Source organism: Glutamicibacter uratoxydans (genome assembly GCF_006539925.1).
Lineage (GTDB): Bacteria > Actinomycetota > Actinomycetes > Actinomycetales > Micrococcaceae > Glutamicibacter > Glutamicibacter uratoxydans.
Genome location: NZ_BJNY01000010.1, coordinates 17,546 through 34,264 on the forward strand (window position 1 = coordinate 17,546; position 16,719 = coordinate 34,264).

Annotated in this window: 12 protein-coding genes; 7 read left to right on the top strand and 5 right to left on the bottom strand. The window is 60.7% G+C overall.

Annotation, left to right across the window (positions count from 1 at the left end):
• Positions 1-39 precede the first annotated feature (39 nt).
• Positions 40-3,291: an isoleucine--tRNA ligase gene (gene ileS, locus AUR04nite_RS09530; RefSeq protein ID WP_141364358.1), complete on the bottom strand. Its 3,252-nt coding sequence runs from the start codon at positions 3,289-3,291 to the stop codon at positions 40-42.
• Between the two features lie 299 nt (positions 3,292-3,590).
• Entirely contained in the window at positions 3,591-3,782 is a 192-nt protein-coding gene (locus AUR04nite_RS09535) for a hypothetical protein (RefSeq protein WP_141364360.1), read from the bottom strand.
• 646 nt (positions 3,783-4,428) lie between these two features.
• Here AUR04nite_RS09535 and helR point away from each other — a divergent pair.
• The 7 genes from helR (at position 4,429) to AUR04nite_RS09570 (ending at position 12,250) form a co-directional block, all read left to right on the top strand.
• Positions 4,429-6,582 (top strand): RNA polymerase recycling motor ATPase HelR, encoded by a 2,154-nt coding sequence (gene helR, locus AUR04nite_RS09540; RefSeq protein ID WP_170184164.1) that lies wholly within the window; start codon positions 4,429-4,431, stop codon positions 6,580-6,582.
• 13 nt (positions 6,583-6,595) lie between these two features.
• On the top strand, positions 6,596-7,843 hold the full coding sequence (locus AUR04nite_RS09545) for a sensor histidine kinase (RefSeq protein ID WP_141364364.1): 1,248 nt from the start codon (positions 6,596-6,598) through the stop codon (positions 7,841-7,843).
• Positions 7,840-8,457: a response regulator gene (locus AUR04nite_RS09550; protein WP_141364366.1), complete on the top strand. Its 618-nt coding sequence runs from the start codon at positions 7,840-7,842 to the stop codon at positions 8,455-8,457. The genes AUR04nite_RS09545 and AUR04nite_RS09550 overlap by 4 nt, the downstream gene beginning before the upstream one ends.
• 97 nt (positions 8,458-8,554) lie before the next feature.
• The gene (locus AUR04nite_RS09555) at positions 8,555-10,654 is read left to right on the top strand and encodes an MMPL family transporter (RefSeq protein WP_141364368.1); all 2,100 of its coding nucleotides are present in this window, start codon (positions 8,555-8,557) and stop codon (positions 10,652-10,654) included.
• Entirely contained in the window at positions 10,647-11,099 is a 453-nt protein-coding gene (locus AUR04nite_RS09560; protein ID WP_141364370.1) for a DUF2871 domain-containing protein, read from the top strand. The genes AUR04nite_RS09555 and AUR04nite_RS09560 overlap by 8 nt, the downstream gene beginning before the upstream one ends.
• A gap of 142 nt (positions 11,100-11,241) precedes the next feature.
• Positions 11,242-11,751, top strand: a complete 510-nt coding sequence (locus AUR04nite_RS09565; protein WP_141364372.1) for a hypothetical protein — start codon at positions 11,242-11,244, stop codon at positions 11,749-11,751.
• 154 nt (positions 11,752-11,905) lie between these two features.
• Complete coding sequence (locus AUR04nite_RS09570) at positions 11,906-12,250, top strand: carboxymuconolactone decarboxylase family protein (RefSeq protein ID WP_141364374.1); 345 nt, start codon at positions 11,906-11,908, stop codon at positions 12,248-12,250.
• 72 nt (positions 12,251-12,322) lie between these two features.
• On the opposite strand, the gene AUR04nite_RS09575 is transcribed toward AUR04nite_RS09570, so the two are convergent.
• From AUR04nite_RS09575 to AUR04nite_RS09585, 3 genes are all read right to left on the bottom strand, one after another.
• Entirely contained in the window at positions 12,323-13,537 is a 1,215-nt protein-coding gene (locus tag AUR04nite_RS09575; RefSeq protein WP_141364376.1) for a cytochrome P450, read from the bottom strand.
• 72 nt (positions 13,538-13,609) lie between these two features.
• On the bottom strand, positions 13,610-14,710 hold the full coding sequence (locus AUR04nite_RS09580) for an ABC transporter substrate-binding protein (RefSeq protein ID WP_141364378.1): 1,101 nt from the start codon (positions 14,708-14,710) through the stop codon (positions 13,610-13,612).
• Positions 14,711-15,251: 541 nt separating this feature from the next.
• Complete coding sequence (locus AUR04nite_RS09585; RefSeq protein WP_141364380.1) at positions 15,252-16,706, bottom strand: FAD-dependent oxidoreductase; 1,455 nt, start codon at positions 16,704-16,706, stop codon at positions 15,252-15,254.
• Between the last annotated feature and the right edge of the window lie 13 nt (positions 16,707-16,719).

The window sequence follows — 16,719 nt, forward strand, 5'->3', positions numbered from 1 at the left end:
CACGGGACAGCAGCTGCTGGTAGACCCGCTCTAGTTCACTCACTTGGCGGCTTCTTCCAGCTTGGCGACGGCGATCTGCTCGGCGTCCAGCGCATCGTCGACGACCAGTTCCAGCTGCTCGGTCAGAGTTTCGCCTGCCACCAGCTCGCGGTTGGCTTCCAGCGCTGCGATCACTGCGGCCGGCGCGGTGACCACGGTGCGGATGCGGTCCGAGACCTGCAGGTCAGCGTCCTTGCGGGCGGACTGGATGTTGCGGATCATGTCGCGGGCGGTGCCTTCGGCAGCCAGCTGCTCGGTGACCTCGGTGTCCAGCACCAGGAAGCCGCCGTCAATGACCGCAGCAGCGATCTCTGCGGTGGCGTCCACCACGGTGTCCAGGGTGTACTCCCCCTCGGCCAGTTCCAGACCGCCGGCGGTGACCACGCCGTCGGTGACCGACCAGTCGCCGGACTTGGCGCCCTTGATGGCCTGCTGCACGTTCTTGCCCAGGCGCGGGCCTGCGGCGCGGGCGTTGACCACCAGCTGCTGGCTGATGCCGTAGCTGGCCGCGTCCACACCTGCGGCGTCCATCAGGGTGACTGACTTCAGGTTCAATTCCTCGGCGATGATGGAGGCGTAGGTGCCTTCCAGGCGCGCAGCATCGGTGAGCACGACCTTCAGCTCTGCCAGCGGCAGGCGCACGCGCAGGTTCTTGGCCTTGCGCAGCGAGGAGCCCACGGAGCAGATCTTGCGGGTGGTGTCCATGGTTTCCAGCGCTGCGGCGTCCACCGGGAACTGGGCTGCATCAGGCCAGTCGGTCAGGTGCACCGAACGCTGTCCGGTCAGCCCTCGGAAGATCTCCTCGCTGGCCAGCGGCAGCAGCGAGGCGGTGACCTTCACCAGGGTCAGCAGCGCGGTGTACAGGGTGTCGAAGGCCTGGGTGTCTTCGTCGAAGAAGCGCTGGCGGGAGCGGCGCACGTACCAGTTGGTCAGCGTGTCCATGTAGTGGCGCACTGCCTCGGTGGCGTCGGAAACCTCGTAGGTGTCCAGCGCTTCGGTGACCTCGCGCACCAGCTGGCCGGAGGCTGCCAGCATGTACTGGTCCAACGGATCGGTGGAGCTGGTGGAGAACTTCGCCTCGTAGCCGGCGCCGTCGTTTGCGGCGTTCGTGTACAGGTTGAAGAAGTGCCACACGTTCCACAGCGGCAGCAATACCTGGCGCACGCCGTCGCGGATGCCCTGCTCGGTGACGATCAGGTTGCCGCCGCGCAGGATCGGGGAAGACATCAGGAACCAGCGCATGGCGTCGGAGCCGTCGCGGTCAAGCACCTCGGTGACATCCGGGTAGTTGCGCAGGGACTTGGACATCTTCTGTCCGTCCGAGCCGAGCACGATGCCGTGGGAGATCACGTTGGTGAACGCCGGGCGGTCGAAGATCGCGGTGGACAGGATGTGCAGCATGTAGAACCAGCCGCGGGTCTGACCGATGTACTCCACGATGAAGTCGGCAGGGTTGTGTCCGTTCTCAAACCATTCGCGGTTCTCGAACGGGTAGTGCACCTGGGCGAATGGCATTGAACCGGAGTCGAACCAGACATCCAGCACGTCCTCGACGCGGCGCAGGGTGCCGCCGGCCTCGCAGCCCTCGTGGGCGCGGGTCAGCTCGTCGATGAACGGGCGGTGCAGGTCCGGCTGGCCCTCGTGGTTCACCGGCAGGCGGCCGAAGAAGTTCTTCAGCTCTTCCAGCGAGCCGAAGACCTCGCGGTGGGTGCACTCCACGCCGTCGCATTCCCAGACGGGGATCGGCGAACCCCAGAAGCGGTTGCGGGAGATGGACCAGTCGCGGGCGTTTTCCAGCCACTTGCCGAACTGGCCGTGCTTGACGTTGCCAGGAATCCAGTTGATCTCTTCGTTCAGTTCCAGCATGCGGTCCTTGAACGCGGTGACTTCCACGTACCAGGAGGAGATCGCACGGTAGATCAGCGGGGTGCGGCAGCGCCAGCAGTGCGGGTAGGAGTGCTCGTAGGAGGCCTGCTTGACCAGCCGGGCGTCGGCCTTGAGCACATTGGTGATGGTCTTGTTCGCTTCGAAGACCTGCACGCCGACGATGTCGTTGAGCGGGCCGTTCGCGAAGACCGGCAGGAAGTTGGCGGACTCGTCCACGGAGATGATGACCGGGATGCCGTTTTCTTCACAGACCTTCTGGTCATCCTCACCGTAGGCAGGTGCCTGGTGGACGATGCCGGTACCGTCGCCGGTGGTGACGTAGTCTGCCGTGACGATCTGCCAGGCGTTTTCGGTGCCGTACTTCTCGGTGTCGGTGTAGGTATCCCACAGCGGTTCGTAGCGCACGCCTGCCAGCTGCGCGCCGGTGTAGCTTGCGGTGATCGCGGCGGCGGCTTCCTTGGCGTCCTTGTAGCCGAGGTCCTTGGCGTAGGAGCCGAGCAGGTCCTTGGCCAGCAGGAATGGACCGGCGGCGGCAGATGCCTTCACGCCGTTTTCGCCTGCAGGCACAACGACGTATTCGACCTCCGGGTGCACTGCCAATGCTTCGTTGGTGGGCAGGGTCCACGGGGTGGTGGTCCAGGCCAGCGCCTGCACGCCTGCGAGTTCCACCGATGCAGGGTTCTGGCCGGCAACGATGGTGAAGCCCACGGTGACGGTCTGGTCCTGGCGGTCCTTGTAGACGTCGTCGTCCATGCGCAGCTCGTGGTTGGACAGCGGGGTCTCGTCCTTCCAGCAGTATGGGAGCACGCGGAAGCCCTGGTAGGTCAGGCCCTTGTCGCTCAGCTGCTTGAACGCCCAGATGACCGATTCCATGTATTCGACGTTCAGGGTCTTGTAGTCGTTTTCAAAGTCGACCCAGCGCGCCTGGCGGTTGACGTACTGCTTCCACTCGTCGGCGTACTTCATCACCGAGGTGCGGCAGGCATCGTTGAACTTGTCGATGCCCATGTCGATGATCTGCTTCTTGTCGGTCATGCCAAGCTGCTTCATCGCTTCCAGCTCTGCAGGCAATCCGTGGGTGTCCCAGCCGAAGCGGCGATCTACGCGCTTTCCGCGCTGGGTCTGGTAACGGGCAACTAGGTCCTTGACGTAGCCGGTGAGCAGGTGGCCGTAGTGAGGCAGGCCATTGGCGAAAGGAGGGCCATCGTAGAAGACGAATTCTTCGCCGTCCCGCTGGTCAATGGAGGCCTGGAAGGTGTCGTCTTTCTTCCAGTATTCGAGGACGCGCTTCTCAATTTCTGGGAAACGCGGTGAAGCCGGGGTCGAACCGGTTGGGTCTGTAGTGACCTTCGGGTAGAAGCTCATCGAAATGGCCGTCCTTCAAGCGTAGGGTCGATAAATCCTTGCCTACGAGGACGACTTTCGCCGCGGTACCACCCCGTTTGCCCCCCGCACATGCCAATTGGCTCGGCAGGAAACCACTTCTCTTCAGCTGTGACGGGCTGGTCCCGCTCGGTTCTACTGAGCAGAATTCAAAAGCGAATCTTGCTGTTCTTCCAAGGACTCCCCGGTGATGGCCGGATCAACGCCAGATAGAGATTATTCTACCGTGTCAACGGCGTGCTGAGAATTCCGCCGGGTCAGTGTGTTTGAGCGCACAAATTTCAGCGCCAGAACTGATACCAGCAGCGCTTGTTCGACTTGTTCGCGGCGAGATCGCGCCTACGTTGCTCAGCATGCTTCTCGTGGTAGCTGTCCATGAAACGCTTCACGATTTCACGTTCAGCGTCAGAAATGGGATCTGCTTCTCCTCGCGCAATCCGCGCATTCAGGGAGTCTCTTCTCCGCTCAGTCATAGCTGATCACCACCTTCATTTTCATTATTCCCGGCAGGTTCTTCCTAGTCTACGCAATCAGCGGAGGGCCATTCTTCGTCGCTGTATGCATCAACTACAGCCGCAATAAGTTCATACTCCCGAGGTGTGCTTTCCAACCCTAAATGTGCCAAAGCCCTAAGCCCCTCGATCCGCTCGGTTTTGTCGTTCGATCTAGCCATCTCACTCGCCCACTCAGCTTGATCCCATCATTCCTGTCGCAGTGCATTGCTTCGTGAAATTCCTGCCGTCCGGCGCGCCGCAGCATAGGCAATTAGTGCTCCCATAACGGCCAATAGCCCAGCCGTGGGAGGTCCGGTAAGAAAATCGGACCAGAACTTAGACAACATCAAAAGCCCAACAAGCTGAACAGCTGGGACGCCGCGAATGCCAGTGTCTGATAGGAAGAGCCCGCTGGTGTGCAAGTCGTGATGGTACTGCCTGAAACCACGGTAGGGACGCTTTTCTGATGCCTGCGGGAAGTCACCGCGCATTGTGGAAAATGACTGATTGCTTCCTCTCGCATTTTCAGGATACCCCGATGCCGGGGGCTTGCCGCAAGGCCCCCGGCAGGGCTCATAATCAATACTTGTTTCCCACGGATTGCCTACATCAGGAGCATCAGTTAGTGCCGTCAAACGACTCGAATTCCAATTTCTTTCAGCTAGTTCAAGAGCATGTCGATGAGGTAGCAGAGGACCGCAGCCGACTTGCGGCCATCGCACAACGAGTCAGCCAGCTGCGCCAGGAAGCCGCACGGCAGCTTGCCAGGCATGGACAGCAGGCAGCAGGTGTTCTGCAGCAGTCTTTGGAACGCGATGTCCAGATGCATGAAATTGCGCGCCGACTGCGCCAGCTCGACCGGTTGGGCCCGAAGGCATGTCTTGGCTTTATGCTCACCGATGCCGGCGAAAGAATCTACATTGGCCGAAGCGGACTCAGCGATGAGGATGGCAGCCAGCTCATGGTTGACTGGCGAGCTCCGGCGGCGCAGCGGTTCTTCTCCGCCTCGCACGCACACCCAGAAGGGCTGGCGATGCGGCGCCGCTACCGCTGGCGCGCAGGAAAGATTGTCCACTACTGGGATGAGGTCTTTGACCTGGCGCAGCTGGGGCAAAGTTCGTCGCTGGACGAGCACTCAGCCTTCATTGCCTCATTGGGCACCGAACGCACCGGCCGCATGCAAGATGTCCTGTCGACAATTCAGGCCGACCAAGATGCGATTATCCGAAGCTCATCGGCCGGAGCATTGGTGGTTGACGGTGGCCCCGGCACAGGCAAAACTGTCGTAGCGCTGCATCGGGCAGCTTTCATGCTGTACTCGGACGCCCGACTGAAATCTCAACGCGGACGAGTGCTTGTCGTCAGCCCCCACGACTCCTACAGCTCATATGTCGCCGATGTGCTTCCCAATCTTGGCGAAGAAGATGTCCTTGTTTCCACATTGCAGCAGATGGTTCCCTGCAATTCCGAACTTGCACCAGAAGACGGCCAGCTCAGCCTCATTAAGGGAACTATGAGCATGGTCGACGCGGTGCGGCAAGCCGTCGAAGTCTTCGAACAGCCGCCTGCCACCAGCCTGAGCATCGATACCGGTTGGGGCCGCGTTCGGGTGGATCCGGCCGACTGGTCAGCAGCCTACTCAATGATTGACCAGCAGACGCCTCACAATGAGAACAGGATGGCACTGAAAGAAGCACTGATAGACCTGCTAGTTCCGCGCATCGCCGAATCCGAGCAGGAGATGTTCCAGGTGCGGCGGTCGCTGGAAGCAGCCAGCGAGCTCGACACTTGGATGGATGAGTACTGGCCCGTCATAGAGCCTGAAAACCTCCTGCGAGCGCTGTACCGGACGCCGGAATTGCTCAGCTACTGTGCGCCGGGGCTTGAACCGGCCCAGCGGGAGGCGCTGCTGCGTGCGCCGGCGGCCGACGGTTGGACCGAAGCGGATCTTCCGCTGCTGGATGCGGCACGCTGTTTCCTGGGCGATCCGAGGTCTGAATCTCTGCGCCTGGCCGAACGCAGGGAGCAGGAGCGGGCTGCGGCCCAGGTGCGGGACGTGGTGGTTGACCTGATCGCGTCGGCGGATGATCTTGAGGATCTTTCCTCCCAGCTGCGCAATGCTGATCTCCAAGAGCAGCTGGTGTCGCAATTGGCGGCAGATGAGACGGCTGTTGATCTTTCCGCCGGGCCGTTCAGCCACGTCATTGTCGACGAGGCCCAGGACCTGAGTGATGCGCAGTGGGCCATGGTGCTTCGGCGTTGTCCCTCTGGAAGCCTGACGATTGTCGGCGACCGAGCACAGTGCGTTTCTGGTTTTGCCGAGTCGTGGACCCAGCGGCTGGCTCGGGCGGGGATTTCGAATATCAGGGTCAGCGAGCTGCGCATCAACTACCGGACGACTGCCCAGATCATGGGCGCCGCGGCCGTGGTGATCCGCGAGGAGCTGCCTGATGCGAACATCCCTGTCTCGCTGCGCACCGACGGCCTTCCGGTGCTCCGTGCCCGTCCTGCTGAGCTGCGGCAGATACTCGATCGGTGGCTGGTACAGAATCCCCAGGGTGTGGCTGCAGTGATCGGGCATTCCGATGTGCGGCCCAGTTCGCGGGTGTCGGTGTTGTCTCCTGACCAGGCAAAGGGCCTGGAATTCGATCTGGTCGTCGTCTACCGGCCCGAGGACTTTGGGCAGGGGCTGGGCGGCGCGGTGCGCGAATATGTGGCAATGACCCGCGCCACCGCCGAGTTGGTCATTCTCACCGAACGGCCGGGTCCCGGGATTTAGTAGGCTGTGCGCTATGGACTCCTCTGCGCGGCCGTGGCCGTTGACTGCCAACCAGCATCACCTGTTTGCCTCCCCCACGGTGCTTCGCGGCGGCCAGCATTTGGTGACAGCCATTCTGCTGGTTATCGCTCTGCTGCGCCAGTTGACGACGGTTGAGAACATTTGGCCTGTCGTGGTCAGTGCCGGGGCCTTTGCCGTTTGGTATGTCGCCGGCTTTATCGGCATGGCGAAATCTCACGCGCAGCGGCTTCCGTTGTGGTGGCTGGCGGGGTTGTTGGGCCTTTGGGCGGTGATGCTGTGGGTGAGCCCGGAATTCATGTGGCTGGCTTTCAGCCTCTGGCTGCTGCTGGGCCACCAGCTGCCGTTTCTTCCCTCGATCATCTGGTCGGTGGTGGTGTATGCGATGACCATTGTGGCCCCCTACCTGCACCAGGGGCAGACCAATGTCGCCGCGGTGGCAGGGCCCATGGTGGGCGGCATCTTTGCGTGGGGCATTTCGCGCGGCTACCTGATGCTTGAACGCGATGCGCAGCTGCGGCAGAACCTTGTCGATTCGCTGATCCGCACCCAGGATGAAATGGCACAGGTGCAGGAGGAGCTCGCGCGCTCACAGCACGAGGCGGGGGTCGCGGCCGAGCGGACCCGTCTGGCAAGGGAAATCCACGACACCATTGCCCAGCAGCTCTCCTCCATCGGCCTGCATGCCAAGGCGGGGCTGACTGCGCAGGATCTGGAGAAGTCGGTGCAATCATTGCAGCGGGTTGATGAGCTTTCGGGTCAGGCATTGGGCGACCTGCGCAGGATCATCGCCGCGCTGGCACCGGCAGAGCTCGACACCCAGGCGCTGGGCTCGGCCTTGGAGCGGATCTTGAAGAAGTTTGAGCAGGACACCGGGATCAGCACCAGGCTGACTGTCGACGAGGGCCTGCCGGTCCTTGAACCCTCGGTCCAAATTGCCCTGCTGCGCACCGCCCAGTCGGCGCTGTCCAACGTCCAGCGCCACTCCCATGCCGGGAGCGTGGTGATTAATCTGAGTGCAGCGGCGCATGAGATCCGCATGGATATTGTTGATGACGGCGTGGGGTTTACGCCCGCCACCATCCGCGCCGAATCCCCGACCCAGGACGGAGGCTATGGGCTAAAGGCCATGGCTGCGAGGCTGACCCAGCTGGGCGGGGGCCTGGATGTTGAAAGTTCACCGGGAGACGGCACAGCCCTCTGCGCCCATCTGCCTTTGCTGCTATTGAAAGAGAACAAATGATCCGCATCCTGCTCGTTGACGACCACCCGATCGTTCGCACCGGCCTGCGCTCGTTGTTTGAAAACTACGACGATATCGAGGTAGTCGGCGAGGCTTCCACCGGCGAGGAGGCTCTTGATTTCGTCAAGGCCACGGCGGTGGATGTGGTGCTCTGCGACCTGCGACTCGGCGCCGGCATGAACGGAGCTGAAACCACTGCGGCCATCGGCAAACTTCCGCGGGCGCCGCGGGTGCTGATCCTGACGACTTTTGACAAGGACGCAGAAATTCTCGCCTGCATCGAAGCCGGCGCCAGCGGCTATCTGCTCAAGGACGTCAGCGCACCAACGATTGTCGAATCAATTCGATCAGCGGCCCAGGGCAATTTGGTGCTAGCTCCGGAAATGACCCAGCGCGTACTGGCCGGCATGCGCCAACCCAAGGTAGAGCTCACCGCCAGGGAACACGATGTGCTGCAGCAGCTGGCGACAGGCATTGGAAACAAGCAGATTTCCAAGGCGCTGTTCGTCTCCGAAGCAACTGTCAAAACCCACCTGGTCCATATTTTTGACAAGCTGCAGGCCACCTCGCGCACGGAGGCGATCAACAAGGCCCGCCAGTTGGGGCTGCTGTAGCGGCGGCGCGCCCGAGCGGATCTCAACCATTTGGTTGATCTTTCTTTCACCCCATTCCACGACGGAAAAGAACGCCAAAACTTATTGACTGGTAAGTATGAAATCTCCAGTCTTAATTCGGCTCAGCCGTTCCCTCACGAGCAAGCGGGGTGCAAGGTTCTGGGCGCTTGGCATCACCGTGGTGGTCATTCTGCTTTTCGGCGTCCTCAGCGGCGTCCAAGCTCCCAAGCGGTCTGGCAGTGCGCTGGTCGAAGGGTCAGATTCGGCCCAAGTAGCGCAAATCATTGAAGACAATTCGAGCAATGACAAAACGACCGCGCTCCTGGTAGCCACGGGATCTGACGGACAGAAAATTTCAGCCGCTGCATCGAAAAAGCTCAGCGAACAGTTCAACGAGATGTCCGACCAGCTCGGCGTGAGCATCGGGCGTCCTCTGGCCAGCGAAGATTCCCAGGCCATGATGGTTCCGGTTTCGTGGAAGACTGTCTCGGATGATGCCGACCGCGCTACCCTGACCGACATCAGAAGCTGGGTCGCCGGGCATCCAGTGGACGCAGTAGCCCAGCAGGTTACTGGATCCACCGCCTTCGCCGTGGACATCACCCAAGCATTTGCCGGAGCTGACTTTACGCTGCTGGCCGTGACAATTCTGATTGTTGCAGTCCTGCTCATCGTCACCTACCGATCCCCTGTTTTATGGCTGCTGCCGCTGGCAGTGGTAGGGCTGGCCGATGGCACAGCGTCAAAGATAGCCAACCTGCTCGGCAACTGGCTGGGACTGCATTTTGATTCGGGTGTGCTCAGCGTTCTCGTTTTTGGTGCGGGAACAAACTACGCCCTGCTCCTGATCTCCCGCTATCGCGAAGAACTGCGACGCGAGAGCGAGCACCGCACCGCCTTGAGCCAAGCGTGGCTTTCCAGCTTTGAAGCGATTCTCACTTCCAACCTCACTGTGGTCTTCGCACTACTCACACTTGGCCTGGCCATGATGGAAGATACTCGCGGCTTGGGTGTCGTCTGCGCGGTGGGACTTCTCATTGCTGCAGGCTTCGTGTTGCTATTGCTGCCTCCTATCCTTGCGATGGCCGGCCGCAAGGCCTTCTGGCCGCTGATTCCACGCCCAGGACAGGAAGAAACCAAGCAGAATGTGTTTGCCCGCATGGCTTCGGCCGCAATGCGCAAACCTGTACTGAACTTCGCCTCGTTGGCCCTGCTCATCATAGTTTTGGCCGGGTCTTTGGGTGGAACACGCCTCGGCTTGGATCAGACTCAGCAGTTCAGAACCGCAACCGAGTCGGCGAGCGCTATGAATGAACTCGTCGAGCATTTCCCGGCTGGCGAGGCGCAGCCGATTACCGTCTTGATCGACTCCTCCGATTCTGCTGATTTGCGCACCACGATGAGCAATCTTCCAGATGTCGCCAGGGTTGGCGCTCCACGTGCAATTGACGGCACTGATTGGCAGCAATTTATGGTGGTTACCTCCGCTGACCCCGGTTCTCAGCAGGCACAGCAGCTGGTGAAGAACATGCGGGACGTTTCCGCCAGCGATTCGAAGGCCACGGTACTGGTCGGCGGGCAGATTGCTGAGCAGTACGACTCAGACCAGGGCCACCTTCGAGACCTGCTGCTTATTGCACCGCTGATCATGGTGATCTGTTTTGCAGCTCTGGGCTGGCTGACCCGTTCATGGCGCGCCGCACTGACACTTGGAATGGTCAACCTGTTGAGTGCGGCAGCGGCGATTGGCATCGGCGCGATGGTTTCTTCCCTTGTCTTCTCGGTGGATGCGCTGGACATTCAGGTGCCTCTGCTCGCATTTGTCTTCCTGGTGGCGTTGGGCGTCGACTACACGATCTTCTTTACCCAGCGCGTGCAGCAGAATGCGGCAACGATGCAGCTGCCAGAGGCAGTCACCCAGGCGGCGGCGCATACCGGATCGGTGATCACCAGTGCCGGCTTGGTGCTTGCAGGCGTCTTCGCCGCGTTGGCGGCACTGCCGCTGATGGTCCTTGGACAGCTTGGAGTCATTGTCGGCTTGGGCGTCCTGCTCGACACGTTCGTCGTTCGAACGCTGCTGCTGCCGGCGCTCTTTGCAACCTTGGGACGCTCAGGCCGTCCACTCTTTGGCGGCCGACAGTCTAGGGCTTCTGAAAATCATGAATCGGACAACAAGGAGATCATTTTCCATGCGTAAACTCGTCAACATTGCTTTCGCCTACATGCTGGTTGGTGTGGCTTCCGGGCTGTTCTACCGCGAATTCACCAAGATCAATGATTTTCCGGAAGGCGCTTCGACCCAGCTGTCGGTTGTCCACACCCACCTACTGGTGTTGGGGTTCATCGTCTTCCTGCTGGTGTTGCTCCTGGAGAAAGCATTCGAGCTCAGCTATCACCGCAAGCTGTACAACTGGTTCCTTGGAACCTATAACGCTGGAGTTATTCTCACTGCAGGGATGATGACAACCCATGGCATGCTTACCGTTCTCGGGATTGAGTCAAGCAAGATGATTTCGGGAATCGCCGGTTTAGGACACATGTTCTTGACTGCTGGCATGATCTTGCTGTTCATCATGCTGCGGCGCAGTGTTTCCGGTGAGAAGAACAACTCTGTGCCTCAATTGGACCGGGCAGCCAGCTAAGGACACGGTGATGGATTTTGGTGTGCAGGTTGGCTCAACTGGCACACCAAAATCCACATGAACTCGATTATTCGATACTGTGGATTGAAAAGTGCATTGCTCATGAAACGAAGCACACGAAAATCTTCACGTAAGGATCGGTATGTCCACTGAAAGTCAGTCGGCAGCAAGCCAGATCGTGGTGCTTCCCGACAAAGCGCTGCGAACCCTAGCTGTCCTGCCAGGAGTCTTCAGTGTGGTCACCTTGCTCATCTTGTTCGGCTCGGGTTCAGCGGCCATACAGGACCCCTATGCCAAAGCCGGTCTGCTGACCACTGCGGTGGTTTTGGCTGTACTGTTTTGGGGTGCAACCCGCCTAAGGATTCGGGTGGCGAAAACCTCGGCCCAGGAAATTGTGGTACATGCGCCGTTGTATCGCCGCAGCTTTACTGGTTCGCAGGTTTCCAACGTCACTGTCTGCGTGGATGACGGCGCGAACCAGGGCCTGTTGAACTGGCCCGTCACCGGTCGAACCGAGTCTGTGCAGGGGGTTCGGCTGAACGTGGGAGGCAGCGCACACGTGGCATTCACGGTGGAAGGCATTGGTTCCATGACAATCGTGGCCCAAGACGAGAAGCAGGCGCAGAGCATCGCCGCGCTCTTGCAGAGCTGATTCAGGCGCTTGCCTTAGGTTCCCGTCACAAATCACCTGACGCGGCCAATCCAGCCCTATCCGTATTCTTGCGTGCTAACGTCAGCACTATTGACGCCTTGACCGCCTCCATGGCGTTCAAGCAATCAGCACAATTATTCTGATGGGAGCCATAATGGGCTATCACGAACATACAGATTCCAAGTACTCGCGCAATATTCGCCTGGGTGCCCCGGAAGCGCACAAGGCCTTTCTTGAGTTCGATAAGGCGGCTTTGCGCGGGGAGGACAAGGTCATTCCGCGCAAGGAAACCGAGCTGATTGCCGTGGCGGTTGCCTTGACGACGCAGTGCCCCTACTGCATCGAGGCCCATTCCAAGGCGGCCCGCAAAGAAGGCGCCACCGAGCAGGAGCTGGCGGAGACCATCATGATTGCCACGGCACTGCGTGCCGGAGCCGGGCTGACCCACGGCTTTATGGCAATGAAGTTCTTCGACGGCGAGGACGGCCACCAGCACTAATCCGCCGCATCGTGGTCACACAAAGCAGGCCGCTTCGAATTGTTTCTGCACAATTCGAGGCGGCCTGTTGTTCTACTTCAAGGTGAACCGCAGGGGTACCGAAGACCATCCGCGGAGCACGTTGTTGTGGTGGTACTTCACTTGGCCCACCAACTCGATCTTCTCTACCCGGTCAACCAGTTGTTCCAGCAGGCAGGCGGCTTGGAGTCGTGCGGCATGCTGTCCGACGCACTGGTGCACGCCCATGCCGAAGGCCAGATGGCCGGACGGGTCCCGGGTGACGTCGAACTTATCGGGGTTGTCCCAGCGGCGCGGATCCCTATTGGCCGCTGGATAGCACATCAGCACCTTGGCCCCGGCGGGGATGGTGACTCCCCCGATCTGCAGTTCCTGCGAGCTCTTGCGGAACATGGCTTGGACGGGCGAGCTCCAGCGCAGTGCTTCGTCAAAGGCAACTCGGGCCAGGCCGGGGTTCTGCTTGACCAGTTCCCACTGGCCCGGGTTGGTCGCCAGCGCATAGAGCATCCCGGCGATGCCATAAATCGTGGTATCGATCCCTGCGGCAATCAGCGAACTGGCGAGCAGGGCGGCATTCTCATGCAGGATTTCGCCGCGGTCGGCAGCAGCCCAAATGTCGGCGCCGAACCCTTCGGGCTTCAGCGCATCGCGCTGGCACTTCTGCCCCATCCAGGTGGCCAGCTCAGCAGCTTTGCATTCGCCCGCCTTCACCAGGTCGTTGTATGGTCCCGCCGTGTTGAAATTGTGGTCTGCGAAGTCCACGAACTTGTCGCGTGCAGACTCGTCAATGCCTGACGCGTCCGGGAAGAATTCCACGGGCAGCGCATGGGCGATCTGGCTCAGGCCGTCAATCTCCACTGCCTCGCCCGATGCTCCGTGACCCAGGTGCTGATCCAGCAGTCCCGCCACCCGTGTCATGCAGGTGTCCTTCATGGCGCGCAAGGCCCTGGCCGACAAGATCTCCTGCAGCACTTCGCGTGGGGCATCGTGCAGTGGCGGGTCGGTCTGCAGCAGGCCCTTGGGCGCATCGAGGTCGCGGATTCCCACGCCTGCCCCGGAGATCAGCCCCTGCCAGTTGGACAGCGCCTGGGATAGTTCAGCGAAGCGGCCGATCGCATAGACTCCGTACTTCGACAGGTACGCCACGGGTCCCGCGTCGCGCAGCTGCCGCTGGAACGGAAGCGGATCTTCCAAACTCTGGGCTGCGAATGGGTCCGCATCGAGTACTGGGATCCCCTGGGCTACCGGGCAGTGGGAAGTAACTGTCATTGCTGTGGTCCTTTGCTGCTATCTGTGTGGCTGGTGAATCTGCTAGGGAGCCTGGTCTGCTCCGAGCCCGGGCTAGGCCCGCGCGAACTCGGGCACCAGGGTTTCGTATTTGATGCTTCCCTGCTTGATGCTGCCGAACCGCTGGCCGACTTCGGCCATGCGCTCCACCATGTCGCGGGGCACCTTGAAGTTTGGCTGCAGCGAGGGGGCCACCTGATCTGCGTAGTGCTGCATATAGGCTTCCGCGATGGCCAGTCCCTTGCCGCCCAGCCCGGTGTCGTTCAGGATCTTGGCCGCCTTGGCTGGCTCGTCGAGCATGAACTGGTGGGCGTCCTGCTGGGCCGCCAGCCAGTTCTGCACCACCTGGGGGTTGTTTTTCGCCATTTCTTCTCGCACTGCGATGGCGACGACTGCCTGGTCGCGGACGATTGCCGGGACGTCTTTGGCTGAGAAGTCGACCACCACTGTGCCGCCGGATTCCTGGGCGACATAGCGGGTTGAGGTCCACTGCACGCCCACATAGGCGTCGATCCGGTCTGCCTTGAGGTTTGGAATAGCCTGTGCTGCCAGACCCACTGCCAAGACGGTGACATCCGAATACTTCATGCCAGCTTCTTCCAGGGCGAGCTTCAGCTGCAGGTCGCCGCCTGCACCGACCGCCGTCACGCCTACGCGCTTGCCCTTCAGCGACTGCATCTTCTCTTGGAAGCTCGCGCTGTCCGCCGGCCAGTTTCCCTTGGCGGAGCCGACGATTCCATAGGTGGTCTCCATGACCCTCAACCCGACCATGACCGGCCGCTGCCCCTCTTGGCCGTTGACGTGTGTTGCCATCAGGTTCAAGGTGTCGGAGCCCATCCCGTCGATGGCGTTGGAAACCAGCAGCTGGAATCCCTGCACGCCGCTGGAGGGATTGATGTGCTTGGGAACGTCGAGCTGGTGCTTGGCGTAGTCCTTATTGGCGACGTTGATGGCATCGAGGATGAAAGAGTCGCCGGGCACGGAAGCAACGGTGAACTTTGCGGCTCCTGCTGCATTCTGCGCATTTCCCGCTCCGCTGCAGGCAGACAGCAGTGTGCTGGATCCCAGGACCGCGACGCCGAGTCCCGCGAAGCGCAGCAGCGAACGGCGTGATACCTGGTGGTCGGATTCCTGAAGATTTCCTGACTGGTTCATTTCCCCATGCCTTTTCGTCGATGAATGGAAGCAATTCGTGGTGGAGTGTTCTTTCACCACGGAACATTCATCGGCAACCTCAGAGGTGTTGCACTCTGGGAATTCAATCGTCAGCTGGGCGAAAGAGAGGCAACCGGGTCATAGATCATTCTTCGGTCTAGCAGCCGCGTCAGGTCAACGCCGCCGCCTGGGGGCTACACACCGGGACGTTGAGCGTTGAAACTCATTACTCGGCCGTAGCGTTACCCATCAGTATTGTTACTGAGATCACACGACGGTAGATGTGTTTTCTTCTCGGGGTGATATCAAGACGTTATCGCTGGCGATAGCTGCAAGACGCTGGCCGCACGAGGATTTGCCCTTGTCCAGCGTCGTATTTGCCGTATTCGGGGCGTTGCAAAGAGAAAACCGCCGGGAATTTTGCCGACAGTTCTGGGCAGGGCGGCTGTCATACAGCGGAAAGCCCGGTTAAACAGACAATGCCCTAGGCCGCCAACTGGTGTTGGCGGCCTAGGGCATCATCAAGAGCCTGGGGTGAAGCTTACAGGCTCTCAGCTAATTTTTTTGCACGGGAGAATTCGAGCATTGCATCGCGCTCGACGACCTTCACGCGGTCGCGGGTGATGTCGCCGAAGCGGGTGGCCACGGTTCCTTCGGCCGCACCGAGGTCCTTCTCGTGCTCGTCCAGGCTCTTCCAGCCTTCCCAGTCGGAGAACTCGACGCCGCGCGCTTCCAGCAGGGCGGCGATCGGCTCGTCGATGGTTGGGTGGGCCAGGTTGCCCAGATCCTCAAGCAGGTGGGTGGTAGTCTCCAGCGCATCGCCCTTGGTGTGGCCGATCAGGCCGATCGGGCCGCGCTTGATCCAGCCGGTGGCGTACAGGCCGGTGACATGGGTGCCGGAGGCGTCCAGTACGCGGCCTTCGATGTTCGGCAGCACGCCCTTGGCGCCGTCGTACTCGATGCCGTCCACGGCCGAACCGAAGTAGCCCACAGCGCGGTAGAGCGCCTGGACCGGGTATTCGATGAACTCGCCGGTGCCGCGGGCGCCGCCCTTGCCGTCCAGCTCATTGCGTTCGAACTTCAGGCCGCTGACCTTGCCGTCGGTGCCGAGTACCTCGACCGGGGACTGCAGGAAGTGCAGGTGCAGGCGGCGCGAGGCACTGGGAGCTTCTTCGCGCTCTTCCTGTTCGATCAGCCAGTTGGTCAGCGTGGAAACCATGGTCTTGACCTGGTTGTTGGTCTTCATCAGCTCGTCGGAAGCCTTGTCGAACTCGAAGTCCTCCGGGTACAGGACGATATCCACGTCCTTGGAGTGCGAAAGTTCGCGCAGCTCCAGCGGGGTGAACTTCACCTGGGCTGGGCCGCGGCGGCCGAAGATATGCACGTCGGTGACGGCCGAGTCGTTCAGCTGCTCGTAGATGTGCGCAGGGATTTCGGTCTCCAGCAGCTGGTCGGCATGCTTGGACAGGATGCGGGCCACGTCTAGGGCGACGTTGCCGTTGCCGATGACTGCAACTTCCTTGGCGCTCAAGTCCCAGTTCTTCTCGACATCCGGGTGCGCGTCGTACCAGGAGACGAAGTCGGCGCCGCCGAAGGAGCCTTCCAGGTCGATGCCCGGAATGTTCAGGTCGGCGTCCTTCTGGGCACCGGTGGAGATGATCACTGCATCGTAGCGGGCGCGCAGGTCTTCCAGGGTGATGTCTCGTCCCAGGCCGACGTTGCCGTAGAAATCGATCCAGTCGTTGTCCAGCACCTTGTGCAGGGCGGTGATGATGCCCTTGATACGCGGGTGGTCTGGGGAGACTCCGTAGCGGATCAGACCGAAGGGGGTTGGCAGTTCGTCAAAGAGGTCTACCTTCAACGACAGCGCCCCGCTGGCAACCGGCTGGCTCTTGTTCAGCAGGTCTGCGGCGTAGATACCCGCTGGGCCGGCGCCGACAATGGCTACGCGCAGCGAACGGGTGGTCAGGTGCTCTGGGATGATAATTTCACTCATCAAACAACATCTC

Excerpts from the sequence above, each read along its gene's own strand:
- ileS (WP_141364358.1), bottom strand. The coding sequence starts at position 3,291 with ATGAGCTTCTACCCGAAGGTCACTACAGACCCAACCGGTTCGACCCCG.
- AUR04nite_RS09535 (WP_141364360.1), bottom strand. The coding sequence starts at position 3,782 with ATGACTGAGCGGAGAAGAGACTCCCTGAATGCGCGGATTGCGCGAGGA.
- AUR04nite_RS09545 (WP_141364364.1), top strand. The coding sequence starts at position 6,596 with ATGGACTCCTCTGCGCGGCCGTGGCCGTTGACTGCCAACCAGCATCAC.
- AUR04nite_RS09550 (WP_141364366.1), top strand. The coding sequence starts at position 7,840 with ATGATCCGCATCCTGCTCGTTGACGACCACCCGATCGTTCGCACCGGC.
- AUR04nite_RS09555 (WP_141364368.1), top strand. The coding sequence starts at position 8,555 with ATGAAATCTCCAGTCTTAATTCGGCTCAGCCGTTCCCTCACGAGCAAG.
- AUR04nite_RS09560 (WP_141364370.1), top strand. The coding sequence starts at position 10,647 with ATGCGTAAACTCGTCAACATTGCTTTCGCCTACATGCTGGTTGGTGTG.
- AUR04nite_RS09565 (WP_141364372.1), top strand. The coding sequence starts at position 11,242 with ATGTCCACTGAAAGTCAGTCGGCAGCAAGCCAGATCGTGGTGCTTCCC.
- AUR04nite_RS09570 (WP_141364374.1), top strand. The coding sequence starts at position 11,906 with ATGGGCTATCACGAACATACAGATTCCAAGTACTCGCGCAATATTCGC.
- AUR04nite_RS09575 (WP_141364376.1), bottom strand. The coding sequence starts at position 13,537 with ATGACAGTTACTTCCCACTGCCCGGTAGCCCAGGGGATCCCAGTACTC.
- AUR04nite_RS09580 (WP_141364378.1), bottom strand. The coding sequence starts at position 14,710 with ATGAACCAGTCAGGAAATCTTCAGGAATCCGACCACCAGGTATCACGC.
- AUR04nite_RS09585 (WP_141364380.1), bottom strand. The coding sequence starts at position 16,706 with ATGAGTGAAATTATCATCCCAGAGCACCTGACCACCCGTTCGCTGCGC.